The 26,007-nt window shown below is 71.0% G+C and carries 23 protein-coding genes; 12 read left to right on the top strand and 11 right to left on the bottom strand.

What is annotated here, in order from left to right; all coding sequences use genetic code 11:
* Nucleotides 1–82: 82 nt before the first annotated feature.
* The gene (locus OG798_RS13250; RefSeq protein WP_095855833.1) at nt 83–1,948 is read right to left on the bottom strand and encodes an AAA family ATPase; all 1,866 of its coding nucleotides are present in this window, start codon (nt 1,946–1,948) and stop codon (nt 83–85) included.
* 435 nt (nt 1,949–2,383) lie between these two features.
* Nucleotides 2,384–3,127 (bottom strand): uridine kinase family protein, encoded by a 744-nt coding sequence (locus OG798_RS13245; protein ID WP_373561072.1) that lies wholly within the window; start codon nt 3,125–3,127, stop codon nt 2,384–2,386.
* Between the two features lie 119 nt (nt 3,128–3,246).
* On the opposite strand from OG798_RS13245, the gene OG798_RS13240 reads away from it, so the two are divergent.
* Nucleotides 3,247–4,605, top strand: coding sequence for a peptidase C39 family protein (locus OG798_RS13240; RefSeq protein ID WP_267061282.1), 1,359 nt, complete (start codon nt 3,247–3,249; stop codon nt 4,603–4,605).
* 49 nt (nt 4,606–4,654) lie between these two features.
* Here OG798_RS13240 and OG798_RS13235 read toward each other — a convergent pair whose 3' ends face one another.
* On the bottom strand, nt 4,655–6,154 hold the full coding sequence (locus tag OG798_RS13235) for a M1 family metallopeptidase (protein WP_328757044.1): 1,500 nt from the start codon (nt 6,152–6,154) through the stop codon (nt 4,655–4,657).
* A gap of 246 nt (nt 6,155–6,400) precedes the next feature.
* Here OG798_RS13235 and OG798_RS13230 point away from each other — a divergent pair, with 246 nt between their 5' ends.
* Nucleotides 6,401–6,547: an SCO1431 family membrane protein gene (locus tag OG798_RS13230; protein ID WP_107096575.1), complete on the top strand. Its 147-nt coding sequence runs from the start codon at nt 6,401–6,403 to the stop codon at nt 6,545–6,547.
* 170 nt (nt 6,548–6,717) lie between these two features.
* Nucleotides 6,718–7,377, top strand: a complete 660-nt coding sequence (locus OG798_RS13225) for a TetR/AcrR family transcriptional regulator (protein ID WP_267061280.1) — start codon at nt 6,718–6,720, stop codon at nt 7,375–7,377.
* Nucleotides 7,378–7,428: 51 nt separating this feature from the next.
* Here OG798_RS13225 and OG798_RS13220 read toward each other — a convergent pair whose 3' ends face one another.
* On the bottom strand, nt 7,429–8,667 hold the full coding sequence (locus OG798_RS13220; RefSeq protein WP_267061279.1) for a glycoside hydrolase family 18 protein: 1,239 nt from the start codon (nt 8,665–8,667) through the stop codon (nt 7,429–7,431).
* A 351-nt stretch (nt 8,668–9,018) separates the two neighbouring features.
* Here OG798_RS13220 and OG798_RS13215 point away from each other — a divergent pair, with 351 nt between their 5' ends.
* From OG798_RS13215 to OG798_RS13205, 3 genes are all read left to right on the top strand, one after another.
* The gene (locus OG798_RS13215) at nt 9,019–10,212 is read left to right on the top strand and encodes an acyl-CoA dehydrogenase family protein (RefSeq protein WP_097226456.1); all 1,194 of its coding nucleotides are present in this window, start codon (nt 9,019–9,021) and stop codon (nt 10,210–10,212) included.
* Between the two features lie 423 nt (nt 10,213–10,635).
* A complete protein-coding gene (locus OG798_RS13210; protein ID WP_267061278.1) occupies nt 10,636–11,763 on the top strand; it encodes a hypothetical protein in 1,128 nt (375 codons plus the stop codon).
* Between the two features lie 12 nt (nt 11,764–11,775).
* Nucleotides 11,776–12,888, top strand: a complete 1,113-nt coding sequence (locus OG798_RS13205; protein ID WP_267061277.1) for a phosphotransferase family protein — start codon at nt 11,776–11,778, stop codon at nt 12,886–12,888.
* Nucleotides 12,889–12,901: 13 nt separating this feature from the next.
* On the opposite strand, the gene OG798_RS13200 is transcribed toward OG798_RS13205, so the two are convergent.
* Complete coding sequence (locus tag OG798_RS13200; protein ID WP_267061276.1) at nt 12,902–13,339, bottom strand: hypothetical protein; 438 nt, start codon at nt 13,337–13,339, stop codon at nt 12,902–12,904.
* Nucleotides 13,340–13,606: 267 nt separating this feature from the next.
* Between OG798_RS13200 and OG798_RS13195 the strand changes: the two genes are divergently transcribed.
* From OG798_RS13195 to fxsA, 4 genes are all read left to right on the top strand, one after another.
* Nucleotides 13,607–14,047: an Lrp/AsnC family transcriptional regulator gene (locus OG798_RS13195; protein ID WP_095855842.1), complete on the top strand. Its 441-nt coding sequence runs from the start codon at nt 13,607–13,609 to the stop codon at nt 14,045–14,047.
* A gap of 46 nt (nt 14,048–14,093) precedes the next feature.
* Complete coding sequence (locus tag OG798_RS13190) at nt 14,094–15,710, top strand: amidohydrolase (protein ID WP_267061275.1); 1,617 nt, start codon at nt 14,094–14,096, stop codon at nt 15,708–15,710.
* Between the two features lie 537 nt (nt 15,711–16,247).
* Nucleotides 16,248–17,042: a polyprenol monophosphomannose synthase gene (locus tag OG798_RS13185; protein WP_095855844.1), complete on the top strand. Its 795-nt coding sequence runs from the start codon at nt 16,248–16,250 to the stop codon at nt 17,040–17,042.
* Nucleotides 17,043–17,172: 130 nt separating this feature from the next.
* On the top strand, nt 17,173–17,742 hold the full coding sequence (gene fxsA / locus OG798_RS13180; RefSeq protein ID WP_328757040.1) for an FxsA family membrane protein: 570 nt from the start codon (nt 17,173–17,175) through the stop codon (nt 17,740–17,742).
* A 201-nt stretch (nt 17,743–17,943) separates the two neighbouring features.
* On the opposite strand, the gene OG798_RS13175 is transcribed toward fxsA, so the two are convergent.
* The 4 genes from OG798_RS13175 to yczE all read right to left on the bottom strand — a co-directional run bounded on the left by OG798_RS13175 (nt 17,944) and on the right by yczE (nt 21,495).
* The gene (locus OG798_RS13175) at nt 17,944–18,318 is read right to left on the bottom strand and encodes an RNA polymerase-binding protein RbpA (RefSeq protein WP_003977404.1); all 375 of its coding nucleotides are present in this window, start codon (nt 18,316–18,318) and stop codon (nt 17,944–17,946) included.
* Nucleotides 18,319–18,573: 255 nt separating this feature from the next.
* Complete coding sequence (locus tag OG798_RS13170) at nt 18,574–19,923, bottom strand: MFS transporter (protein WP_328757039.1); 1,350 nt, start codon at nt 19,921–19,923, stop codon at nt 18,574–18,576.
* 43 nt (nt 19,924–19,966) lie between these two features.
* On the bottom strand, nt 19,967–20,734 hold the full coding sequence (locus OG798_RS13165; RefSeq protein ID WP_328757038.1) for a glycerophosphodiester phosphodiesterase: 768 nt from the start codon (nt 20,732–20,734) through the stop codon (nt 19,967–19,969).
* Entirely contained in the window at nt 20,731–21,495 is a 765-nt protein-coding gene (gene yczE / locus OG798_RS13160) for a membrane protein YczE (RefSeq protein WP_373559011.1), read from the bottom strand. Before yczE ends, OG798_RS13165 begins: the two co-directional genes overlap by 4 nt.
* Nucleotides 21,496–21,554: 59 nt before the next feature.
* Here yczE and OG798_RS13155 point away from each other — a divergent pair, with 59 nt between their 5' ends.
* Nucleotides 21,555–23,054 carry an SCO1417 family MocR-like transcription factor gene (locus OG798_RS13155; protein ID WP_121416749.1) on the top strand — a complete coding sequence of 500 codons (1,500 nt, stop codon included), beginning with the start codon at nt 21,555–21,557 and terminating at the stop codon, nt 23,052–23,054.
* A gap of 222 nt (nt 23,055–23,276) precedes the next feature.
* On the opposite strand, the gene OG798_RS13150 is transcribed toward OG798_RS13155, so the two are convergent.
* Together OG798_RS13150 and OG798_RS13145 are read right to left on the bottom strand one after the other, a co-directional pair.
* A complete protein-coding gene (locus OG798_RS13150) occupies nt 23,277–24,842 on the bottom strand; it encodes a hypothetical protein (RefSeq protein ID WP_267061273.1) in 1,566 nt (521 codons plus the stop codon).
* Nucleotides 24,843–24,879: 37 nt separating this feature from the next.
* Nucleotides 24,880–25,074, bottom strand: a complete 195-nt coding sequence (locus OG798_RS13145) for a hypothetical protein (RefSeq protein ID WP_054236250.1) — start codon at nt 25,072–25,074, stop codon at nt 24,880–24,882.
* A 358-nt stretch (nt 25,075–25,432) separates the two neighbouring features.
* Between OG798_RS13145 and OG798_RS13140 the strand changes: the two genes are divergently transcribed.
* Complete coding sequence (locus tag OG798_RS13140) at nt 25,433–25,825, top strand: ankyrin repeat domain-containing protein (RefSeq protein ID WP_067366209.1); 393 nt, start codon at nt 25,433–25,435, stop codon at nt 25,823–25,825.
* The last annotated feature ends 182 nt before the right edge of the window (nt 25,826–26,007 follow it).

The raw sequence follows: 26,007 nt of genomic DNA, 5'->3' as shown, positions 1-26,007 counted from the left end.
GCCTCGGTGTCGATGAGGGGGTCTGGGGGCGTAGCCCCCAGGGATGGGAATGGGTAGGGGCGGCGGGGGCGAGGGACGTTGGTTACATTGCCGACGGATCCTGGGGGCCCCGCCCCGACAGCACCTCCCCGTACGCCTGCATGAGGTCCGGCAGCCGAAGTGTCGACAAATCGTCGCGGGAGGGCGTGTTCGGGTAACCGGAGAGTCGCAGGTCCCGGTACGCGCAGCTCTTCTCGTACAGGGTGCGCAGGAACCGACCGTTACCGAGTTCGTCGATCCAGCCCTGATCGACCACGTGCCCGGCGATGGAGCGGAGTTCGTCGAGCGCCTCCTCGTCCCAGATGTCACCGTTCTCGGCGGCGAGCACCTCACCGATGGAGGTGAGTTCCAGGGGGCGGTAGGAGGGGAAGTCGACCCGGGTGGTGAAGCGGGAGGAGAGGCCGGGGTTGGCGGCCAGAAGGCGGTCCATGCCCTCCGGGTAGCCGGCGAGGATGACCACGAGGTGGTCGCGGTTGTCCTCGGCCCGCTTCAGCAGCACCTGCAGCGCCTCGTCCCCGTACGCGTCCCCCTTGCCGTAGCCCGAGTTCGACAGCGCGTACGCCTCGTCCACGAAGAGGACCCCGCCGATCGCCGAGTCGATCAGCTCGTTGGCCTTGACGGCGGTCTGGCCCAGGTACTCGCCCACGAGATCCGCCCGCTGCGCCTCCACGAGGTGGTCACCGCCGAGCAGGCCGAGCGCGTAGAAGACCCGTCCGAGAATGCGAGCCACCGTGGTCTTGCCGGTGCCCGAGGGGCCGGAGAAGACGAAATGGCGCTTCGGCGGCTGGACGGGCAGACCCTGTCCGGCCCGCAGCCGCGCCATGTTCAGCTGCGCCGACAACGCCTTGACCTGGCGCTTCACCGGCTCCAGCCCGACCATGCGCTCCAGTTCGGCGAGCGCTTCGTCAAGTAAGGCGGGGTCGGTCGGCCCGGCCGGCAACGGCTGCACCGGCACCACGGCCTTCTCGCGCACCACGTCGGTCTCCGGCGGCAACGCGCCCGGCGGGAGAGGATCGGGCTCCGAGAGTTTCAGGTCGCGGCCCTCGACGCCGAAGAGGGGATCGATTCCGTCGGGGCCTTCCATGACGTCCTGCCCGACCCCGGCAAGGGTGATCGCCGCGAGGTCGGCGGCGGCGTCGTCGTACCCGTCGCCCTCGGAGATCGCGGCCAACCGGGCCGAGGTGTCCATGAAGGCTGGGTCGACGCGGTGCACCGCCCGGTACAGAGGCAGCGCGGCGGCCGACCGCCCGGTGCCCTCATGGGCCCGCGCGAGCCAGTACCGCAGCTCCTTGCGCTGGGGCTGCTCGCTGCGGCAGCGCATCAGCGCGGAGGACAGGAGCGGCTCCGCCTGGCCGAACATCTCCAGGCGGACCCGGGCCATGCCGCCGAAGAGGCCGGCCTCTATGCCCAGCATGGGGTCGTCGATCAGCGGATCCGTGTGCCGGACCAACTGCTCCCAGTCCTTGACCAGATAGGCCCGGCAGGCGTGCAGAAACCGCACCTGATGATCGGCGTCGACCGGAGGCAGCCCCGCGAGCGCCCGGTCCAGCTCGGGCACATGGCGGCCGTCCAGCCAGTGCGAGGCGTGCGCGAGCAGCAGATCGCGCGGGCTCTCCAGTACCGGCTGCACCCACCAGCCCAGCCAGTACCAGGAGTTGAGCGTGCGCCGATGGCGCGAGCGCTGCTCACCGAAGCGGTCCCGGTGCCGGAACATCCGCAGCAGCGCGGTCGTCGTGTCCACCCGCAGCGCGTGCAGTCCGAGCCAGCCGTCCGCCATGCCCGGGTCCATCCGGACCGCGGTGCGGAACTCCTCCTCCGCCTGCGGATAGGCGCCCATGGTGTAGGCGTCCACACCTCGCATCCAGGCGAGGTCGGCCGGGGCCTCCGGGCCCTGCATGCCGAAGTCCATCACGTCCCCCACAAACCGTGCCCCCGATGCTTCTCCGAACGGGCCGGTGCCCGTCGGCAGCTTGGTCGAACCCCTGTGCCGCGGACGGGAGTTGCAGCGGTGCGCAGAGCAGCCGTCCGAAGGTCGCACCGAGAGGCATCGTACCTGCGGTTCATGGGCGTGCCGAAGGGTGCCGCACGCCCCCGTTCCACGAGGTGGGAGCAGATGGGGCGCACTCGACTCGGTGACCGAGGGTGAGCGAATCGCGGCGCGGAGCGCCCGAAAAGAGAGGGTGTGGGCAGAACGAAGCCCCCGATCACGGGGGAACAACCGGGGGCTTCGCGACTGCGGGCGGCTTCGAAAGGCCGCACATTCAGAACGTAAGTCCTGTACGGCCCCCCGGTCAAGCCGAGTTGAGGCACTGAGGGAACTTCCCTCGCGAGGCTCTTCACAAGTTCAGCACATTGCGGATGATCCGTCACCGTGAGTGAGGGGCTGGTCCGGTCCAGCGGTCCCAGTGGGTCCCGAAAGCACCTCGTATCCCTCAGAACACTGCCGCACCAGAAGATCGGCAAAGGGTTTTGAGGGATCCTCGACGAAGTGTTGACGCTCGGCGGCGACCCACCCGGCCCAGAACGCGCTCTGCGCCTCGCCGTCCCGTCGCCGCCCTCGTGTCCAGGCCTCGTCGCGCGCCAGTTCCATCCACAGCAGCCGCGCGAGATACGGGCGCAGCGCCCGGCGCCCGGCGCCTACCCCCTCCAACAGGATCACGGGCGCGGGCGGCAGTTCGCGGACCGGACCGAAGGCGCGGGCGCTCCAGTCGTACGGGACGTAGCGCGCCGTCTCGCCGCGGCTCAGCGGCTCGACCACCTGGCGCAGCAGCCGCCGGGTCCAGCCGAACAGCTCCTCGTGCGTCGCGATGTCGTCGAGGTGCAGCACGGGCGCGTCGCCCAGTGCCGCGGCCAGCCGCCCGGCGAAGGTGGTCTTCCCGGAGCCGGCGTGCCCGTCGACACCGATCAGGCGGACGGGTCCGCAGGAGGGCGGCAGGGCGCGCAGGCGCGCGGCGAGGTCGCGAATGACGGTTCCCGAGGTGCGGCGAGATGCGGGCGCATCCGCCCGGCGGGCACACGCACCCCTGTACGGGGAACACTCTAGTGGCGGCCGGCGCGCCCCCACCGGAACCGAGGCCTCGCAGGTCATGCCAGTGGTTCCGACCAATATTGGTGGGCGCGGCACGGGTCGAAGTGCTGGCAGGAGCCGCCTTCCACCGTCCATAGTGGGGAGCCGCCGCTTCCGGACGAACTGGGGGTTCCCCACCCATGACCAGAGTTTCAGAGCCGTCCCGCAGAGCCCTGCTGGCCGTGGCGTTCGCCGCAGCGGCGACCGCCACGGCGGGCTCCGCGGCCGCGGCCACGCCGGCCGGGGCGGTGCAGACGCACGCGGGTCCGGGTCTCGTGGACAACCAGGCCTGGACCTCGTACGCCGACTGGCGGACCGGCACCGCGAAGGGCACGCGAGCCCTCGCGGCCACCCGTCCCGGCCTGGTGATCGAGACCCCGGCCGGCACCGCGGACTACACCGACCCGCACACCGGAAAGACCGCGACCTGGGAGTACGCGACCTGGACCTCGCCGGTCCACCGGCTCGCCGTCCCCGCCACCGAGGCCATCGCCTCCTGGAACGCGCACACCCCGGCGGGCACCTGGCTCCAGGTCGAGCTCACCGGCACGTACTCCGACGGCACCGCCACCCCCTGGTACGTGATGGGCCGCTGGGCGGCCGGCGACCAGGACATCAAGCGGACCTCCGTGGACAACCAGAAGGACGGCAAGAGCAGCATCTCGACGGACACCTTCTCGATCGACAACGCGGCCTCGGGCCTGCGCCTCGTCTCGTACCGGCTCCGTCTCACCCTCTACCGCACCCCGGGCTCCGGGCTCACGCCCACGGTCTGGCGGCTCGGCGCGATGGGCTCCGACATCCCCGACCGCTTCACCGTCCCGGCCTCCACTCCCGGGCTCGCGAAGGAGTTGCCGGTTCCGCGCTACTCCCAGGAGATCCACGCGGGCCAATACCCCGAGTACGACAACGGCGGCGAGGCCTGGTGCAGCCCCACCTCCTCGCAGATGATCATCGAGCACTGGGGGCGCAGGCCCACGGCGGAGCAACTCGCCTGGGTCAACCCGTCCTTCGCCGACCCGCAGGTCTGCCACGCGGCCCGCTTCACCTACGACTACCAGTACGGCGGCTGCGGCAACTGGCCCTTCAACGCGGCGTACGCGGCGACGTACAAGGACCTCCAGGGGGTGGTCACCCGCCTCCGCTCGCTCACCGACCTGGAGACGCTGATCGCCGCCGGCATCCCGGCCATAACGTCCCAGTCGTTCCTGAAGTCCGAGCTGACGGGGGCGGGATACGGCACCTCGGGCCACCTCATGACCGTCATCGGATTCACCGCGGGCGGCGATGTGATCGCCAATGACCCCGCCTCGCCGGGCGACGACGCCGTGCGCCGGGTCTACAAGCGGCGCGAGTGGGAGAACATCTGGCTCCGTACCAAGAGGTACAACGCCTCCGGGAACGTCGTCTCCGGTACGGGCGGGGTCTGCTATCTGTACTTCCCGTCGAATCCGTCGGCGGGGCAGAGCGAGGCACTCAAGGCGGTCGGAGTCCGTTGAGCGAGGGGGCGACCCCCGTGGTGCCGCCCCCTCACTCGGCCCTGGGCCCTCAGCCCTGGACCGGGTTGACCACCCAGTCCGGGTGATCGGGCATCGGCGGGGTCTTGGCACCGTAGAGCCACGGGTGCAGGAAACCGTCGAGGTCCTGGCCCACGACCTTGGACGCCAGGTCGACGTAGTCCTGGGTGCCGGCGATCTTTCCGCGGTACTCGGTGACCCAGGCCCGCTCGATCCTCCCGAACGTCTCCTGGCCGACCTTCTCGCGCAGCGCGTACAGGACGAGCGTCGAGCCGTCGTACCGCATCCGCTTGAAGAGGTTCGGTTCGGTCGGTTCGGCGGGGGCGCCGTAGTCGTGGCGCCACTGGTCGTGGCTCGCGTACGCCGTCTTCATCGTGGCCTCGAAGCTGTCGCCGCCGTGCGCCTCGGAGTACAGCCGCTCGTAGAAGCGGGCGTGGCCCTCGCTCAGCCACAGATCGGACCAGGTCTTGATGCCGACGCTGTCGCCGGTCCACTGGTGGGTGAGCTCGTGCACCAGGTTGCGCTCGGCGCCGACCCGGTCGCCGAGCAGGTCGGCCTTCGGGATCAGGGAGAGCGTCTGTGTCTCCAGGGCCACGCCCAGGTCGGTGTCGCCGACGAGGAGGCCGTAGCGGTTGAAGGGGTAGGGGCCGAGCCGCTCCTCCAGCCACGCGAGGTGCTCGGCCGTGAGCTTGCGGTACTGCTCGGTGGGGGCGACCAGGTCGTCCGGGACCACATCGCGGATCGGCAGCCCGTGCGGTCCGGTGCTGTCGACGAAGGTGAACCTGCCGATCGCCAGCTGGGCGAGCTGGGTGGCGAGGGGCTGTTCGGAGTCGTACGTCCACTTCACGCGCCCGTCCGCCTGCTCGGCGCGGCCGGTGAGTTCGCCGCCCGCGACGGCGGTGAGGCCCGGCGGGGTGGTGATGCGGAAGGTGATCGGGGCGCGCTGACTCGGGTGGTCGTTCGACGGGAAGATCATCTTGGCGCCGTTGGGCTGTGGGTACAGCACCGTGCCGTCCGGCGTGGGGATCCAGCCGTAGTCCTCGATGGCGTCGTCGCGGTGCCGCATCTGGGTCGGGTCGGCGGTGTAGGTGACCTTGACCGTGAAGGACTTGCCCTTGGCGAGCGGCTTCGCCGGGGTGATCACCAGCTCGTCGCCGTCACGCACGGCCTTGGAGGTCGTCCCGTCCACGGTCACCGTGTGCAGGGTGTTGCCCGCGAAGTCCAGGTCGAAGCGGGACAGGGCCTGGGTGGTGGTCGCCTTGACCGTCGCGGCGGCCTCGAAGGGCGTCCTGGGTGCCTGCCAGTCGAAGTCGAGGAGGTAGCGGTTCACCTTGTAGCCGCCGTTGCCGTCGAGCGGGAAGATCGGGTCGCCGAGGCCCGGCGCACCCGGGGAGGGCGCCACGGGCGGGGACGTGGGGGCGGACGGGGAGCCGACGGCTTGCGAGACCGGCCCCGTCAAGGCGGCTGCCACCGTGATCGCCGCCGCCAGGGCGAGGCGGGCTCTGCGGCGAGGCGTCCGGAACGTGCTCATCGAGGACCTTTCGGTTGGCTGACCACTGTCCTGTGAGGAGACCCACACCCCCTGCGCATCGTTGCCGAAAGGCGAGGTATTCGAAGGTGGTCGAAGTGTCCGGCGTGTCCCGTCGCGGTGTTCGAGGTGTCCGGGGTGACCCAGGTCTCTACCGCTGACACCCGTTCCGGTGGCAAGGTGGTCGGGTCGGTGGGGAGCCGGCGTGAGGCGGGGGATGTCACCGCACCACTACGTCAGCGAGAAACCATGACCGCGAGCTCCGCCACCGCCACCCGACTCCGCGCCCGCACCGGCGGTCCCAAGGACGACGGCCCCAAGATCCTCGAACACGTCGCGGGCTGGACCTTCGTCGTGGTCCTCGCGATGCTCGTCACCCAGCTCGGCCTGCTGTGAACCGAACCGGCGGACCTGCCGTGAACTGAACCGGCGGACGTCGGGGCGCGCTGAGCCCACACGACAGTTTCCCCCAAGACCGCGCCCGGTCGATCAGAGTCGAACGAGTGGGTGGTACCGGTCTGCCATACTGCCAACGTCCCGCTGGCAGTCGGAGACTAGGGCTGGAATTGAATCATAGTCAACAGCGCGCCGTCGACCGCCCCCGGGCGCGCGGCACCGATCGCTCACTGGCGCGCCGCACCGAACTCATCGCCATCGGGCGGAAGTTGTTCGCCGACACGTCCTACGACGCGCTGTCGATGGATGACATCGCCCGCCAGGCGCATGTCGCCAAAGGGCTGATCTACTACTACTTCAAGTCCAAGCGCGGCTATTACCTCGCGATCGTCGAGGACTCGGTCGCGGACCTGGTCTCCCGGGCGGCGAGCGGTCTCGAACTGCCCCCGGTCGAGCGGGTGCACCGCACCATCGACGGCTATCTGCGCTACGCCGAGCACAACCAGGCCGCGTACCGCACGATCATCACCGGTGGAGTCGGCTTCGACACCGACGTGCAGAGCATCCGCGAGGGTGTGCGCGAGGTCATCGTCGAGACCATCGCCGAAGGGGCTTACGGGAGACGCAAGATAGCGCCGCTGCCCCGTATGGCGCTGCTCGGCTGGCTCTACAGCGTCGAGGGCGCGACCCTCGACTGGATCGGCAACCCGGCCCTGCCGCGCGACACGGTCCGCGAGCTGCTGGTGAAGATGCTGGGCGGCGCGATGCGCGCGGTCGAGGAGGTCGACCCCACCTACCCGGCCCCGCGGCCGGCCCGCCGGGAGACCTGAGCGAGGGGCGGGGGCAACCGAACCCCCGCCCCGGCTCACTGACGAAACCGGCTAGTTGATCGCCTTGATCAGCTCCCCGTTCGAGGTGTCACCGCTGAGCTCCCAGAAGAAGGTGCCGCCCAGGCCCTGCTGGTTCTTGTAGGTCATCTTCCCCGCGATGGTCGACGGGGTGTCGTAACTCCACCAGTTTGTACCGCACTTGGCGTACGCCGTGCCGCCGACCGTGCCCGTCGCCGGGCACTTCGTCTTCAGCACCTTGTAGTCGTCGATGCCCTGCTCGTACGTTCCCGCCGCCGGTCCGGTGGCCGTGCCGCCGGGGGCCGCCTGGGTGACGCCGGTCCAGCCGCGCCCGTAGAACCCGATGCCCAGCAGCAGCTTCGAGGCCGGGATGCCCAGGCCCTTGAGCTTCGCGATCGTGGCGGAGGTGTGGTAATCCGCCTTGGGGATACCGCTGTACGAGTTCAGCGGGGAGTGCGGAGCCGTGGGGCCGGCCGCGTCCCAGGCGCCGAAGAAGTCGTACGTCATCGGGTTGTACCAGTCGACGTACTGCGCCGCGCCCGCGTAGTCCGCCGCGTCGATCTTGCCGCCCGCGGTGGCGTCCGCCGTGATCGCCGCGGTGACCAGGTTGCCGGAGCCGAACTTCGCCCGCAACGCCGCCAGCACGTTCTTGAAGGCCGCCCTGCCGCTGGTGTCGCAGGTGTTGCCGCAGGCGTTCGGGTACTCCCAGTCGATGTCGATGCCGTCGAAGACGTCCGCCCACTTGGAGTTCTCGACCAGGTCGTAGCAGGACTGCGCGAACGCGGCCGGGTTCCTGGCGGCCTCACCGAAACCGCTCGACCAGGTCCAACCGCCGAAGGACCAGAGGACCTTGAGGTTCGGGTGCTTCTTCTTCAGCTTGCGCAACTGGTTGAAGTTGCCGCGCAGGGGCTGGTCCCAGGTGTCGGCGACCCCGTCCACCGACTGGTCGGCGGTGTACGCCTTGTCGGTCGCCGCGTAGGCGTCGCCCAGGGCGCACTTGCCGCCGGTGACATTGCCGAAAGCGTAGTTGATGTGGGTGAGCTTGGCAGCCGAGCCGGACGTCTCGACGTTCTTGACGTGGTAGTTCCGGTCGTAGACGCCCCATTCCGTGAAGTAGCCGACGACCTTGGAACCGGCGGCCTGCTGGGCCGAGGGGGTCGCGGTGGCGGTGCCCGCGCCGGCGAGCAGCGTGGCGCCGAGGGCGGCGCAACAGGCGGTGGACAGGAGCGCCCGGAGACGGGAGCGGGAGCGGGGGCGGTGCGGTCGGAGCATCGGTTCTCCTCGTGGGGGAGGGGAGTGTGGGGGAGGCATGCTGGGACCTGCGCGTGCTGTTTGGCATGAACGCGGTGAGGCGTTGACGGAACAGTAGGAGGACTAGACCAGTGCGTCAATGGTTCGGACCAATTGGGCGGAGCGGTCGGACCGGTTCCCCTTTCTTTCGGTAAGCGGTCGTTAACTGGTGACTCGGTGCCCCCGAACGGGCATACTCACAGCGCCACAGCCGCTGATCAGGCCGTTCTCCACCCAGGAACGACAGCATCGGCTGGGCCGCGAGACCCGGCGACGCCGCCCCACCCCTGGCGCGCGTGCGCCGACGCGCCCGACAGGGAGGAGAGCGTCGCCATGCCCGACCGCGCCCCGCAGCCGGTGGACCGTCAACTGCCCACGGATGAGGCCCGGGATCTGATCTCGCTCGTCCGTGACATCGCGCAGCGCGAGATAGCCCCGAAGGCGGCCGAGGAGGAGGACGCCGGACGCTTCCCGCGCGAGATCTTCGGCCTGCTCTCCGATTCCGGCCTGCTCGGACTGCCGTACGACTCCGAGTACGGCGGCGGCGACCAGCCGTACGAGGTCTACCTCCAGGTCCTCGAAGAGCTCGCCATGGCCCGTCTCACCGTCGGCCTCGGCGTCAGCGTGCACACCCTCTCCTGCCACGCCCTGGCGAACTACGGCACCAAGGAACAGCGGGCCGAGTACCTGCCCGCGATGCTCGGCGGCGGCCTCCTGGGGGCCTACTGCCTCTCGGAGCCGTCCTCCGGCTCGGACGCCGCCTCCCTGCGGACGAAGGCCGTCCGGGAGGGTGGGGGAGAAGCCGAGAGCGGGGGAGAGTGGACGATCACGGGCACCAAGGCCTGGATCACGCACGGCGGCGTCGCCGACTTCTACACCGTGCTCGCCCGCAGCGGTGGCGCGGGCCCGCGCGGCATCACCGCGTTCCTGGTGCCCGGCCGCACCGAGGGACTGAGCGCCGCCCCGCCCGAGAGGAAGATGGGCATGAAGGGCTCGCCCACCGCGCAGATCCACTTCGACGGCGTACGGGTGTCCGACGGCCGGCGCATTGGTGACGAGGGACAGGGCTTCGCGATCGCCCTCGCCGCGCTCGACTCCGGCCGGCTCGGCATCGCGGCCTGCGCCATCGGCGTCGCCCAGGCGGCCCTCGACGAGGCCGTCGCGTACGCGACCGGGCGCGCGCAGTTCGGTCGGCCGATCTCCGACTTCCAGGGCCTGCGCTTCATGCTCGCGGACATGGCGACGCAGATCGAGGCGGGCCGGGCGCTCTACCTCGCCGCGGCACGGCTGCGCGACGCGGGGCGGCCCTTCGCCAAGCAGGCCGCCATGGCGAAGCTGCTGTGCACGGACACGGCGATGAAGGTCACCACGGACGCCGTCCAGGTGCTCGGCGGGTACGGCTACACCGCAGACTTCCCGGTCGAGCGCTATCTGCGCGAGGCCAAGGTCCTCCAGATCGTCGAGGGCACCAATCAGATCCAGCGGATGGTCATCGCCCGTCACCTCGCGGGGCCGGAGTCACGCTGAACTGCCCGTAGCCGTACAGGACCGGCGGCGCCACCAGCCGGACCCACTCCGGGTCGTGGCGCCCCGGCAGCGTGCGGCCGCGGTCGGCCCAGGCGCGGATCAGCGCGCGGTAGATGGGGGGATCCTGGGGCGCCGGCGCGGCGGCCGCCGGCCGAACCGATTCTGCCGGAACCGGTACGAAGATCCGGCGAGGCCGCTCGGTCGCCGCGTATGTGGGGGTCATACCGGGGCAACGCGCGGGCGAGTGCGCAGGTCACCCGCCCGCGTAATCGAGCGTGGGTTCGCGGTGGGCCCGTACGGGGGGCGCCCCCGACGTGCAGGTGTCTGGCCCCGGGCCGCCAACTGACGTACCGTCAACTGGCGCCGCCGGGGGCCGCACCCCTCCGGGTGACGTCAACCGCCGTGCCCCCAGGGAGGCTTGCCGTGCCCGACGACCGCCCCGTTGCCCTCGACGAGTACCCCGTGCACCAGGTGCCCCTGTCCATGAAGCACCTCGCGACCGGGGACCGGAACGCGTACGACCGCTGTATCTTCCACGTTTTCGACCACCAGGGCCGGGCGCTGCTGATCCTGGGTCTCGGCGTCTATCCGAACGTCGGGGTCGTCGACGCCTACGCCACCCTGCGACTCGGTGACCGCCTGCACGCCGTGCGCGCCTCGGACGCGCTCGGGGACGACCGGATGCGCCTCGCCGTCGGCCCGCTGAGCATCCTCGTCGAGCGCCCCCTGAGGACCTTCGTGCTGAGCTGCGCGGCCGATCCCGCCGACCCGGAGGGACTGTCGTACGAGATCACCTGGACGGCGGACTTCCCGGCCCTGTGGGAGCCGCACCACCTCCAGCGGCGCGGCGGCCGGCTCACGCTGGAGGGCAAGCGCTTCGTGCAGGCGGGGCACTGCGAGGGCTGGATCCGGATCGGCGGTGAGGAGATACGCCTGGAGCGCGGCCGCTGGACCGGCACCCGCGATCGCAGCTGGGGCGTGCGCCCGATCCCGGGGGAGGAGGGCGGCCGGCTCGCGGAGGAGAAGCCGACGGAGGGCTTCCACTGGCTGTGGTGCCCGGTCCGGTTCGAGGACCGGTTCCTGATGGTCGTCGTCCAGGAGGACGCCGACGGCTACCGGACGCTGAACGACGCGACACTCGTACGCAACGCGGAGCGCGACCTGCAACTCGGCTGGCCCCAGGCCGACATCACCTATCGCCCCGGCAGCCGCCACCCCACGTCCGCCGTCATCCACCTCACCCGCCCGGGCGACCGCAAGCCCATGGAGCTGGACGTGGAGGTGCTCGCCTCCTCCCCGCTCGCCGTCGGCGCCGGCTATCCGCCCGCCGACGACTGGCAGCACGGCACCTGGGTCGGGCGCGACTGGACCGACCGCCGCGCCTACGACCTCTCCGACCCGTCCGCGCACCCCCGCGCCGCATACGGGGTGATCGACCACGCGGCCCGCTGCACGCTCGACGGGCAGGTCGGCCACGGGATCTTCGAACACGGCTCGTTCGGCCGCCACGATCCGAGTGGCTTCACCGGCTTCGACTCGGTCGCGCCCTGAGGGGGGAACGAGATGGCCACGGCACCGCGCCCGCGCACGACCACCCGCGACCCGGAGGAACTGGGCCGCCGGCTGACCACCTGGCTCACCGCCCGCCTCCCGGGCGCCAGGGCGACCAACGTCACCGCCCCCGAGTCCAACGGCATGTCCAGCGAGACCTTGCTCTTCGACATCGAGCACCCCGAACCACCGCTGACCGCCTGCGCGTTGAGGCTGGCGGCGGACCCGGCGGCGTACACCGTCTTCCCCGTCTACGACATGCCCCGCCAGTACCGCACGATGAGACTGGTCGCCGAGCGCACCGATCTCCCGGTGCCGCGGGTGCTGTGGCTGGAGGAGGACCCCACCCCGCTCGGCGCGCCGTTCTTCGTCATGGAACGGGTCGAGGGGCGCGTGCCGCCGGACGTCATGCCCTACACGTACGAGGGGAACTGGCTGCACGCGGCGAGCGACCAGGAGCGCGAACGGCTGGAGGCGGCCTCGGTGGGGCTCCTCGCCCGGCTGCACGACCAAGTCCCGCTGCCGGAAGCCGATTTCCTGACCTTCCCGGGTGAAGGCAGCCCCCTCCGTCGCCATGTCGAGTCCCAACGCGTCTACTACGCATGGGTGATTGACGGGCTGCCACGCTCACCCCTGATCGAGAGCGCGTTCGACCGTCTCGACGAGCTGTGGCCGCGTGACGAGGGCGAGGCGGTGCTCAACTGGGGCGACGCGCGCATCGGGAACGTCGTCTACGACGGGTTCGCCCCCGCGGCCGTCCTCGACTGGGAGATGGCGGCCCTCGCCCCGCGCGAGGTCGACCTCGGCTGGACGGTCTACCTGCACCGCTTCTTCCAGGACCTGACGGCGAGCTTCGGCCAGCGCGGACTGCCCGACTTCCTGCGCCGTGACCGCGTCGAGCGGCGCTATGCCGAACTCACCGGCCACACACCCCGGGACATGGACTTCCACACGCTGTACGCGGCCCTGCGGCACGCGATCGTCATGCTGCGCGTCGCCTACCGCCAGGTGCACTTCGGCGAGGTCGCCGTACCGCCGGACCCGGACACACTGATCCTGCACCACGGCAGCCTGCGCGCCATGGTGCAGGGCAGTTACTGGGAAGGTCCGGCCGCCGGTCGCTGAACGCGAGGGCCGGTCAGGCGGCCTGACGGCGCGTCTCGGGGACGCGCATCGGGCGCGAGGCCGGGCCGCCGACGTGCGAGAACGGCTGCGTCCGCCAGTCGAGCCCCTGAGGGAGCGTCAACAGGAGGGCGGTGTCCTGCTCCTGAGGCTCCACCGACTCGTCGGCGGGGCGGGCATCGCCCGCCGCACGGCCCGTGCCGGCACAGACCGTCAGCCCGAACGGGTTCCACGGCGAGGCGCACAGCGCGTGCTCGGGCAGGCTCTCCTCGTCCGCGAGGAGCGCGATGGGCTGGGCGCAGTCCGGGCAGATCACCCGGTACATCTCGAAGGTGTCGTAGGCGTCGAACTCCTCACCGTCGTCGGCGTCGGATTCGACGCCCTCCGGCTCGGGTTCGACGACCAGCTTGGGCCGCCTGGATGCGGGACTACCAGGGCGCTTCAGACTCTGCATGGGATTCTCCCCCTCGGGTGGGCCGACAAGGCGCTGCGGCCTCGACCACAGCAAGCATTTCCCGTCCCGTCTCTGCGGTAATCACGAGAACATCACGGACCCGGTTGCAGCACTGTGTCGTTCGTCACATGCCGCCCGCAGGTGCCCGGCGCGGTGGATTTGTCCACCGGGCGGTTCACGGTCAGCACTCTGCCACATCACAAAGCGGGTATGACCTGCGCCGCTGAGGTATCCGACGAGATCAAGGGCCCTGTAGGTTCTTGCGTCATGGAGGAGCTGGACCGACAGATCGTGCAGCTGCTCGTCGCAGACGGGCGGATGAGCTACACCGACCTGGGCAAGGCCACGGGCCTGTCCACGTCCGCCGTGCACCAGCGGGTGCGTCGGCTGGAACAACGTGGTGTCATCCGCGGCTATGCCGCGGTCGTGGACCCCGAGGCCGTCGGGCTGCCCATGACCGCCTTCATCTCGGTGAAACCCTTCGACCCGAGCGCCCCCGACGACATCGCGGAACGCCTCGCCGACGTGCCCGAGATCGAGGCCTGCCACAGCGTCGCGGGCGACGAGAACTACATCCTGAAGGTGCGGGTCTCGACCCCGCACGAACTGGAGGAGCTCCTCGCCCGCCTGCGCAGCCTCGCAGGCGTGTCGACCCGCACGACCGTGGTGCTGTCGACGCCGTACGAGGCGCGCCCGCCCCGCGTCTGACCCACCCGGGGACCGACCGGACACCGGCAGGCGCGAGACTGTCCCCATGAGTGAGAGCACCGCCACGTCGGACACCGTGCTGTTGCGCGGTGGAGAAGTCCACAGTCCCGCCGACCCCTTCGCCACCGCGATGGTCGTCGAACGCGGACAGATCGCCTGGGTCGGCTCGGAGGGCGCGGCCGACGCCTTCGCCGACGGGGTCGCCGAGGTCGTGGACCTGGAAGGCGCACTGGTCACCCCGGCGTTCACCGACGCCCACGTCCACACCACCTCCACCGGGCTCGCGCTCACCGGCCTCGACCTGTCCGACGCGCCCTCCCTGGACGCCGCTCTCGCCCTCGTACGCGAGTTCGCCGCCGCCCGCCCCGCCGACCGGGTGCTGCTCGGCCACGGCTGGGACGCGGCCCGCTGGCCCGGCGGCCGTCCCCCGACGCGCGCCGAACTCGACGAGGCGGCCGGCGGACGCCCGCTCTACCTCTCCCGCATCGACGTGCACTCCGCCGTGGTCACCACCGCGCTCCTGGACCTGGTCCCGGGGGTCACCGCACGAGCGGGGTACGTCGCCCACGGCCCCCTGACCCGGGACGCCCACCACGCCGTGCGCGCCGCCGCGCTCGGCGCCGTCACCCCGGCCCAGCGCACCGAGGCCCAGCGCGCCGCGCTCGCCCACGCCGCCTCGCTCGGCATCGGATCCGTACACGAGTGCGCGGGCCCGGAGATCTCCTCCGAGGACGACTTCACCGGACTGCTGCGTCTCGCCGCCGAGGAAGCCGGCCCCCGGGTCGTCGGCTACTGGGCCGAACAGGATGTCGAAAAGGCCCTGGCGCTGGGCGCGCTCGGCGCCGCGGGCGACCTCTTCGTCGACGGGTCCCTGGGTTCGTACACCGCCTGCCTGCACCAGCCCTACACCGACGCCGACCACACCGGCACCGCCTACCTGGACGCCGCCGCCGTCGGCGCGCATGTGGTCGCCTGCACCGAGGCGGGCCTCCAGGCGGGCTTCCACGCCATCGGGGACGCCGCCGTGACCGCCGTGGTCGAGGGAGTCCGCGCAGCCGCCGAGAAGGTCGGCCTGGCCCGCGTGCGCGCCGCCCGGCACCGCGTCGAGCACGCCGAGATGGTCACCCCGGAGACCATCGCCGGCTTCGCCGAGCTCGGCCTCACCGCCTCCGTGCAGCCCGCCTTCGACGCGCTGTGGGGCGGCGAGGACGGCATGTACGCCCAGCGCCTGGGCGCCGAGCGAGCTCGGGCCCTCAACCCCTTCGCGGCTCTGCTGCGCACCGGCGTGCCGCTGGCCTTCGGTTCCGACAGCCCCGTCACCCCCCTCGACCCCTGGGGCACCGTGCGCGCCGCCGCGTTCCACCGCACGGCGGAGCACCGGGTCTCCGTGCGCGCCGCGTTCACGGCGCATACGCGCGGCGGGTGGCGGGCGATCGGACGGGACGACGCGGGAGTCCTGGTGCCGGGCGCGCCCGCCGACTACGCCGTGTGGCGCACCGAGGAACTGGTCGTGCAGGCCCCCGACGACCGGGTCGCACGCTGGTCGACCGACCCTCGTTCGGGTACTCCTGGACTGCCCGATCTGAGCCCCGGCGGCGACCTGCCGGTGTGCCTGCGTACGGTCGTCGGCGGGCGGACGGTCTACGTACGGCCGGGCGAGTGATCTCCGGGGGTGGCGCCGCGGTGATCATCCGTCGCGGCCCCGTCGCGCGACCTGCGCATCCTCCGCGCTGACCAGGCAATTGAGGGAAAAACAGCAGGTCAGACGAGTGTTGACAGCTGGCCTCGGGGGGCCGGTAGGTTCGGCCGGGTCCACCACCGGACGTCCGACCGGAGAACTTCCACGCAGTCGCCGGAGCGCCGCTGGGTCAGGGGTGGTGTGCCGCACCGGCGCACCACCACTGGGAGCCAGGCTCAGCGCCAGTGCGACGGCGAGGGAACGTTCATACCTGTCGGAAGGGTGTGACCCGGGTGGGGCCCGGACGTCCAGTAGACAACGGCTTTCGGTCGATCCGCAGCCAGCGGGTCCCAGGTCGGCCCGAAGGGCGCCGGGCCCCGATCCGCAGTACGGTGCTCCGGCGCGGCGGGCTCTCTTACCCGGCTCTTGCCGAATCGACACCCCCGTACTAACGCGCGGACGCGTCAGTGCAGGCTGCGGCCACTATGGTGGACCCCTGCGTACGGACATGAAGGGGCAGTAGTGAACGACGGCGACGGGACCCTCGCGGCAGGAGCCAAGGGGAGGCAGTTCGGCCCGCTCGGCACGGCCTTGGTGATCATCCCGACCTACAACGAGGCGGAGAACATCAAGAAGATCGTCGGCCGGGTACGAGCCTCGGTGCCCGATGCACACGTTCTCGTGGCGGACGACAACAGCCCGGACGGCACGGGCAAGCTCGCCGACGAGCTGGCCGCCGAGGACGACCATGTCGAGGTGCTGCACCGCAAGGGCAAGGAAGGCCTGGGCGCCGCGTATCTCGCGGGCTTCGCCTGGGGCCTGGAGCACGGCTACGGCGTCCTCGTGGAGATGGACGCGGACGGCTCGCACCAGCCCGAGGAACTGCCCCGGCTGCTGACCGCGCTCAAGGGCGCCGACCTCGTGCTGGGGTCGCGCTGGGTGCCGGGCGGGCGGGTCGTGAACTGGCCCAAGTCCCGCGAGTTCATCTCGCGCGGCGGCAGCATGTACTCCCGCCTCATGCTCGACGTGCCGATCCGGGACGTCACCGGAGGCTTCCGCGCCTTCCGCCGCGAGACCCTCGAAGGTCTCGGACTCGGTCAAGTCGCGTCCCAGGGGTACTGCTTTCAGGTGGACCTGGCCCGGCGTGCGGTCAAGTCCGGTTTCCACGTCGTCGAGGTGCCCATCACCTTCGTCGAGCGCGAGCTCGGCGACTCCAAGATGAGCCGCGACATCCTCGTGGAGGCGCTGTGGCGGGTCACCACGTGGGGCGTGGGGGAGCGGGTCGGCCGGATCACCGGCCGGAAGCACACGTCGTAGGGGCGCTTGTGCAGTGGGGGCGGGCCCGGGTGGGGCCGCCCCCACTGCCACTTCGCCCTCACTTCACTCCACAGCCACGGCTGATCATCCGCTTATCCCGTACTGAGCTGTGCCCAGGCACACTGGGTGCATGACGACTGGCGCACCGACCCCTACATACCCCGCGCGGCCGCGGCGATGCCGGCTGCGCACCTACCTGCCGCTCGGCATCGCCGTCTGGCTGGTACTGGAGATCTGGCTCCTGACCGTGGTCGCGGGCGCGGCGAGCGGTTTCGCGGTCTTCCTGCTGCTGGTCGCCGGTTTCATCCTCGGTTCCGTGGTCATCAAGCGGGCCGGCCGCCGTGCCTTCCGCAACCTCACTGAGACGCTGCAACAGCAGCAGAGCGGGGTGCCTCCCACGAGCGGGGGCGGCGAAGGCAACGGGCTGATGATGCTCGGCGGTCTGCTTCTGATGATTCCCGGGCTCATCTCCGACGCGCTGGGCCTGCTCCTGCTGATCCCGCCCGTCCAGAAGGCCCTGAGCCGTTACGCCGAGCGCGCCATCGACCGCAAGATCCGCGAGGCCGCGCCGGGCAGCGTCGGTGACGCCTTCCAGCAGGCCCGTATCCATCGCCCCGACGGCAAGGTCGTCCAGGGCGAGGTCATCAGGGAAGAGAACCCGACGACGGACCCGGGCCCGCGCCCGCCACTGAACCGCTGACCACGGACCGGCGCCGGTCATCGCGCCCCTTCAGGGGCGCGGGGAACTGCGCGACCAGCCCCCACCGGCCCGTGGGTGAAAACCCACAGGCTCCGATGGGGGCACCGCCACGCGCACAACGCACAGAGCCGCGGGCCCCGTACGACATGCGTACGGCGCTCGCGGCTGCGTGCGTGGTATGCCGCCCAACCCCCGGAGGGGTTACGCGGACTTGCGGCTGTCCCGCGGATGTACCGCGATGTTCATCGCGCCGGAGCGCAGAACGGCCAGGCGCTCCTCGAGGACCTCTTCGAGCTCCTCTCGGGTGCGCCGCTCCATCAGCATGTCCCAATGCGTACGCGCGGGCTTGGCCTTCTTTTCCTCAGGGCCGTCGCCGTCCACCAGGAGTGCCTGGGCCCCGCAGACCTTGCACTCCCACTCCGGCGGAATCTCCGCCTCGACCGAGAAGGGCATCTCAAACCGGTGCCCCTTCTCGCATGCGTACTCCACGGCCTGGCGCGGAGCCAGGTCGATGCCGCGGTCCGTCTCGTAGCTGGTCACCACGAGGCGCGTGCCGCGAAGAGCTCGCTCACTCATGAATCGTGCCTCCCGGGCTTGTCGCCCACAGGACAGGTGTCGCTGTCGTCGTCATCCGGTCAACGTCCGGTCGGCGGTAAAGATTCCCGTTCCGGGTCATGCGTCGCCGTCGTAGCCGCCCCTTGTTGTACCCACCGACGCCCGGTTTGTCACATCTGGCAGCAGATGTCACCCAACGCTTCAGTATCTTTGACGCGCAGTAACGGTACGCCTGGCAGGCCAAACGCGTACACTACCGGCCTTTGGCCTCAGGTGCTAAATCCTGTCCGGTACGGGATTACCCGCGTCGTGCACGGCCTGCCGCACCGGAACCCTCGCGAGCAGCACGAATCCGATGACGAAGAAGGCCACGAGCGAGATGATCGCGTCCCGATAACTTCCCGTCAGCTGGTAGGTCAAACCGAACAGAAGCGGGCCGAGCCAGCTCATCCCCCGATCGCTCATCTCGTACGCGGAGAAGTACTCGGCCTCCTTCCCGCTCGGCACCAGATGGGAGAACAGCGAGCGCGAGAGCGCCTGGCTGCCGCCCAGGACCAGGCCGATCCCGGCGGCCAGGACGAAGAACCAGACCGGTTCGCCCGCCGGCAGGAAGTACCCGGCGCCGAGCGTCACGGTCCAGGCGACGAGCGAGCCGAGGATCGTGCGCTTCGCACCGTACGTCCGTGCGAGCCGTCCCATCCCCAGCGCGCCCCCGACCGCGAGCACCTGCACCAGCAGCACGGCGACGATCAGGGTCGACTGGCTCAGCCCCAGCTCCTCCGATCCGTACACCGACGCCTGCGAGATGACCGTCTGGATCCCGTCGTTGTAGACGAGGTAGGCCAACAGGAAGGCGAGGGTGAGCGGTTTGCCCCGCATGTCGCGCACGGTGGCCGCCAGCTGCCGCCATCCGTGCCCCGGCGCCTGCCCCGCGGATGCGGTGGGCCGGTCCCGCAGCCGCTTCAGCGGTACGAGGGTGAAGGTGCCCCACCAGATGCCCGCCGAGGCCAGACAGATGCGGACGGCCGTCGACTCGGAGACACCGAAGGAGTCGTGGGCCGAGTACAGGACCAGGTTCACGACCAGCATCAGCGAGCCCGCCGCGTAGCCGAAGGCCCAGCCGCGGGACGAGACCGCGTCACGCTCCTCGGGCGGCGCGATCTGCGGCAGGTAGGAGTTGTACAGCACCATCGACACGGCCACCGAGGCGTTGGCGACGATCAGCAGCACACCGCCGAGCAGATAACGGTCGCCGTCCAGGAAGAACATGCCCGTGGTGGCCGAGGCGCCCAGATAGGCGCAGAGCGCGAGCAGGGGCTTCTTGCGGCCGGTGCGGTCGGCGGCCGCGCCCGCCATCGGCATCACGAAGATCGACAGAATGACGGACGCCGAGACCGCGTAGGCGAAGAAGGAGCCGGCGCGGACCGGGATGCCCAGGGGATGGACGAAGCCGTCCGCGTCCGCCGCGTGCTTGGCGACGGCCGTGAGATAGGGGCCCAGGAACACGGTGAGCACGCTCGTCGAGTAGACGGAGCACGCCCAGTCGTAGAAGTACCAGCCACGCTGCTCCCGCCGCCGTTCGGTGACCTCGTCGGTCGCCTGTGCCCACACGGTCTCGGTGCCCACCCCGTGCCCCTCGCTTTCCGCTGAACGGACCGCGCGAGGGGGCTCAGACCCAGGTGCCCCGGTCCTCCAGGACCCTGCGCAGCGTGTCGATGTGATCGGTCATGATGCCATCGACGCCCAGGTCCAGGAGCCGGTGCATACGATCGGGTTCGTTGACCGTCCACACGTGGACCTGCAGGCCGCGCGCGTGGGCGGCGCGCACGAAGCGCCGGTCGACCACCGGCACGCCCGACTGGGACTCGGGCACCTGGGCGGCGATCGCCGAGTCGCGCAGCGCCGCAGGGATGCCGTACGAGCGCAGCCGCAGCCCGACGACACCCTTGGTGCCGTACGAGGTCGCCAGCCGAGGTCCGGCCAGACGCTGGGCGCGGAAGACCCGCGCCTCGGAGAACGAGCCGACGCAGACGCGGTCCCAGGCGTCGAGGCGGCCGATGAGGTTCAGCAGGGGGTGGAGGGCGGGTTCGGCCTTGACGTCGACGTTCCAGCGGACGTCGGGGAAGGTTTCGAGGAGCTCCTCGAAGAGGGGGACCGGTTCCTTGCCCGCCACGCGTGCCTGGCGCACGTCCTCCCAGGGGAGGTCCGCGATCCGGCCCGCGCCGTCCGTAACCCGGTCCAAGGTCGCGTCGTGGAAGGCCACGAGCTTGCCGTCCGACGTCGCGTGCACATCCGTCTCGATGTAGCGGTAGCCCGCTTCCACCGCGCGGTGGAACTGGGCGACGGTGTTCTCCATGCCGTCCGCCGCGCCGCCCCGGTGGGCGAAGGGGATCGGGCCGGGGTGGTCGAGGTACGGGTGGCGTATGCGCGGGCTCACCCTGGAAGTATCGCTCGCTCCGGTTGACCGGCGGCAACGACGGTGCTGCCGCCCGGTGCCGGGCGGACGGCGAACACGCGCAGGAAGAGCTGCGCGAGCGGCCCGATCGCGACGGCGTACAGCACCGTGCCGATGCCGACCGTGCCGCCGAGCGCGAATCCGGTCGCGACGACCGCCACCTCCAGGACCGTGCGGACCAGCCGGACCGAGCGGCCCGTACGCCGGTGCAGGCCCGTCATCAGACCGTCACGGGGACCCGGACCGAAGCTGGCCGAGATGTAGAGGCCCGTCGCCACGCCGTTCAGCACGATGCCCGCCACGAGCAGCGGAATCCGTACGGCCAAGGAGTGGGCGTCCGGCACCAGGGCGAGGGTGCCGTCCATGGCGATGCCGACCACGAACACGTTGGAGACCGTGCCGAGGCCGGGGCGCTGGCGCAGCGGGATCCACAGGAGCAGCACCGCCGCCCCCACGAAGATCGACACCACGCCGATCGTCAGACCGGTCAGTGCGGCGAGCCCCTGGTGCAGCACGTTCCAGGGCTCCAGACCGAGGCCCGACTCCACCAGCAGGGCGGAACTCGCGCCGTACAGCGCGAGACCTACGTACAGCTGGACGAGGCGACGAGGAAGCCGTCGCCCGGATCCCCTGCGTTCCCGGCGTGGGGAGTCGGCGTGTGTGGACAAGAGGTACCCCCTGTGGTGTGACCCGTGAGGGTCCGTGATGACCCGCGGTGGTGATGGTGGCCTGGCCCGTGACATTCTGTGGCCTGAAGGAAGGCGCTATCCAAGGCCAATCCGAGGAAGGTGGACTGGGAATCATGACGCAGTGGACTTCGGCGATGGGGGCCGCGCAGCTCGCCCGGCTGCTCAACTCCCAGCAGGAGCGCCCCGCGGGGCCCGGTACCCGCCGCCCGCCCGCCTATCGCGCACTCGCCGACGGCATCCGGCTGCTCGTCCTCGAAGGCCGGGTTCCGGTCGCCGCGCGGCTGCCCGCCGAGCGGGAGCTCGCGCTGTCCCTCTCCGTCAGCCGTACGACGGTCGCGGCGGCCTACGAGGCGCTGCGCGGCGAAGGGTTCCTGGAGTCCCGCAGGGGAGCCGGCAGTTGGACGGCCGTCCCCGCCGGGAACCCGCTGCCCGCGCGCGGCCTCGAACCGCTGCCGCCCGAGGCCCTCGGCTCCATGATCGACCTCGGCTGCGCGTCACTCCCCGCGCCGGAGCCCTGGCTCACCCGTGCCGTGCAGGGCGCCCTGGAGGAGCTGCCACCGTACGCGCACACGCACGGCGACTATCCGGCGGGGCTGCCCGCGCTGCGGGCGATGATCGCCGAGGGGTACACCGCGCGCGGCATTCCGACCATGCCCGAGCAGATCATGGTGACGACCGGCGCGATGGGCGCGATCGACGCCATCTGTCATCTCTTCGCCGGGCGCGGCGAACGCATCGCCGTCGAGTCCCCCTCCTACGCCAACATCCTCCAGCTGATGCGGGAGGCGGGCGCCCGGCTCGTCCCCGTCGCCATGGCCGAGGGGCTCGCCGGCTGGGACGTGGAGCGTTGGCGCCAGGTCCTGCGCGACGCCGCGCCCCGGCTCGCGTACGTCGTCGCCGACTTCCACAACCCGACGGGAGCCCTCGCGGACGAGGATCAGCGCCGCCGCCTGGTGGACGCGGCGCGGTCGGCGGGGACCGTACTGGTGGTCGACGAAACGATGAGCGAGCTGTATTTGGAGGAGGGGCTGTCGATGCCCCGCCCCGTGTGCGGCTTCGACCCCTCCGGGTCCACGGTCATCACCGTGGGGTCGGCCAGCAAGGCGTTCTGGGCGGGGATGCGGATCGGGTGGGTCCGTGCGGCCCCCGATGTCATCCGCAGTCTCGTCGCCGCGCGCGCGTACGCCGACCTCGGAACGCCCGTGCTGGAGCAGCTGGCCGTGAACTGGCTTTTCAGCACCGGGGGATGGGAGCGGGCCGTGGAGATCCGGCGTGCGCAGGCCCGGGAGAACCGGGACGCGCTCGTCGTCGCCGTGCGCCGTGCGCTGCCCGACTGGGAGTTCACTGTGCCGCGGGGCGGGCTGACGCTGTGGGTGCGCACCGGCGGGCTGTCCGGCTCGCGGATCGCCGAGGCGGGCGAACGGGTGGGGGTACGGGTGCCCTCCGGGCCGCGGTTCGGGGTCGACGGCGCTTTCGAAGGGTACGTGCGGCTGCCGTTCACCGTGGGGGGTGCGGTGGCCGAGGAGGCGGCGGTGCGGTTGGCCGCGGCGGCGCATCTGGTGAAGACGGGCGCGACCGGGGGCAACGAAGCCCCCCGCACGTTCGTGGCCTAGCGGCCGACCGGGACCCCCCGGGTGGTTCGTCGGCTACGGGCCGGTGGGGGCTGGTCGCGCAGTTCCCCGCGCCCCTGAAGACTCCCAGCCCGTTCGGCGTTTGAGGACGAGGCCGTTCAGGCCGATAGGGGGCCGGGGGCGCAGCCCCCGCCCAGGGGCGCGGGGAACTGCGCGACCAGCCCCCACTCACCGGCAGCCGAACTCCACCACCAGGGAGCCCGCTCAGCCCTCCGCCACCGCGGCCTCCGCAGGGATCGGCTCCGCCTCTGCCGATGCCGGAGTCGTGCGTTCCGGCAGCAGGTCGAGGACGGCGCGTCGATGGGTCTCGCTGGTGGCGTCGTCGTAGGGGTCCGGCGTAGCCGGAACCTGCAGGCGCAGCACGGGACCCGCGCCCAGCCGGGCGTATCCGCGGCCGGGCGGCACCTCCCGCGTAGGAGTGGTGTGCGGCGGCGCGCCGAGGACGGCTTCCAGCTGGACCGGAGACGCCGGACCGAGGACCACGCGCGCGCGGGTGTGCTGCTGCACGGCCTCGCTGACCGCCTCGAGATCCTCGAACTGCTCGGCGATGACGACCGTGACGCCCGCCGCGCGCCCGTGCCGGAGCGGGACCTGAAGGAGTGCCTGGGGATCGTTGCGGCCGTCGGCGGCGGCGAAGTGTCCGAGCGCGCTCGGCCGGTCGAGCAGGATCCACAGGGGGTTCTTGGTGTCGTCGGGGGCGGGGTGCCCCGCCTGCCGCGCCCGGTTGGCGGAGATCAGCCGCCGCTCGGTCTCGTTCGCGGCCCACTCCAGACTCGCGAGCGCCCCGGCGAGGCCGGACTCGACGGCGAGGACGCCGGCCCGGCCGGTCAGGCACGCGTACTCGCCGGTGCCGCCGCCCTCGACGATGACGACATCACCGTACTGAAGGGCCTGGAGCGCGATGGAGCGCACGAGTGTGGTCGTGCCGCTGCCGGGATTGCCGGCGATCAGCAGGTGCGGCTCGGTGGAGCGGATGCCGGTGCGCCAGACGACCGGGGGGACGTCTCGCTGTTCCTCCCCGTAGGTGAGGGGGAGGGTGCGCTGGACGTCGGCCGGGTCGGTGAAGCCGAGGACCGTCTCGCCGGGTGAGGTGACGAATCGCTGGGCGGCGATGTCGGTGGGAAGCGGCGGGAGGACGGTGACGGTGAGCTCGTTGCCCTCCTCGTCCCAGTCGAAGTGGTACTCGCGACCGCGGCCCGACTTGGCGTGCAGAAGCTGCTCGATCCGGGCCCGGGACTCCGCCTCGCCGTCCGTGAAGTACGCCGGGTAGCGGATGAGCAGCCGGGACACGCGCCCGTCGTCGTCGAAGTCGTGCGTGGGGAAGGCCTTCTCCCAGTCGCCGCCGTGGGCGTACAGGGGGGCCGGGTCCTCGGCCACGGAGAAGTACGGGACGAGGGCGTCGTACAACGACTGGAGTCGTTGGATCTGCGCCTCGTCGGGGCCCGTGGGCTCCGACGAGGCCGGCTGGCGGCCCGTCCATGCTGCCGCCGCCATCAGGGTGATGGCGGCGAGCAGCGGTCCGTACGGCACCAGCGCCACGACCAGGATCACCGAGGCCACCAGGAACAGCAGCGGCCCGCGCCGGTCCTTGGGGGTGGCGGCCCACTTGCGCCCGCCGGCGGCTGCCAGCCGGCGCAGTCCACGGGTGACCGTGATGAGTGGATGGAGGACGTCGGTGGCGCTGTCGGCTGCCGTTCGGGCCAGCTCCCGGCTTCGGGCGATCTGTGCGCTGCCGTTGCTGAGGATGCGGGGGAGAGGGCGCCGGGCCACTGCTGTCTCCTGAAGGTGCGTGCGATGGGCAGGGACGTCAGAACTTGATCCCGCCGAGGAGGCTCGCCAGGCTCTCCCCGCCCGCCTTGATGCTCGGCGCGATGGCCGTGCTGGCGAGGTAGAAACCGAAGAGCGAGGACACCATGGCGTGCGACGCCTTGAGTCCGTCCTTGCGGAAGAAGAGGAAGACGATGATGCCGAGCAGGACGACGCCTGAGATGGACAGAATCATTTGTGCTCTCCTGGTTCGTGGGGACAGTCACCATGAGTACTTCCAGGATCACAGGATGTATCCATACGATAAAAGGTGCAACTGAGTGAAATTCGGTCGATTTCATCCAGTCGGCGGAGTCGTTCCGGGCCCCCTGGGCAGGTCTGTTGCCCCTGTCGGCTCTCGGGTGGCTTGTGGTGATCTTTGCCTCGGTCGGCGCCGGTCATGTGCCGCCGAAGCCAGTACGCTGGCGAATCACCCGTACGGCCGCACACTTCGCCGGCGTACGGACCTGCGCATGACAGCCCACCGCTGTCGTACGCTCCCGCAGTCCCCCATGACGTAGCTGTCGTTGTCCTTGTGAGAGGTGGTCCGGCTGATGAGTGAAGCCCCCGACCCCGAAGTCGTGGAGCTGGCGACCAAGATCTTCGATCTGGCGCGCCGAGGGGAGACCGAGGCGCTCGTGGCGTACGTCGACGCGGGTGTTCCGGCCAACCTCACCAACGACCGCGGTGACTCGCTGGTGATGCTCGCCGCCTACCACGGCCACGCCGAGGCGGTGCGCGCCCTGCTGGAGCGCGGCGCCGAGGCCGACCGCATCAACGACCGCGGCCAGACCCCCCTCGCGGGGGCCGTCTTCAAGGGCGAGGCGGCGGTCATCCGCGCGCTTCTGGACGGCGGCGCCGACCCGGCCGCGGGCACCCCCTCGGCCGTCGACACCGCCCGGATGTTCGGCAAGACGGAACTACTCGAATTGTTCGGCGCGCGCTGATCCGTCCGCGCTGACCAGGTACAACACCGAAAACGGGGGAGGCGGTACGGGGCCGCCGGAAATACGGTCGCGGCAAGAAGAACTGCCGAGTCATCATGACGTCGTGATTCACGGACGCGATGGCTGGGCAGGTGTTGCCGCACCGCGCGGGCCGTGACGCGGCCCGTATGGGCCACCGACGA

The sequence above is a fragment of the Streptomyces sp. NBC_00271 genome, assembly GCF_036178845.1.
In the GTDB taxonomy this organism is placed as follows: Bacteria; Actinomycetota; Actinomycetes; order Streptomycetales; family Streptomycetaceae; genus Streptomyces.
This window is presented reverse-complemented; position numbering and strand designations above follow the sequence as displayed.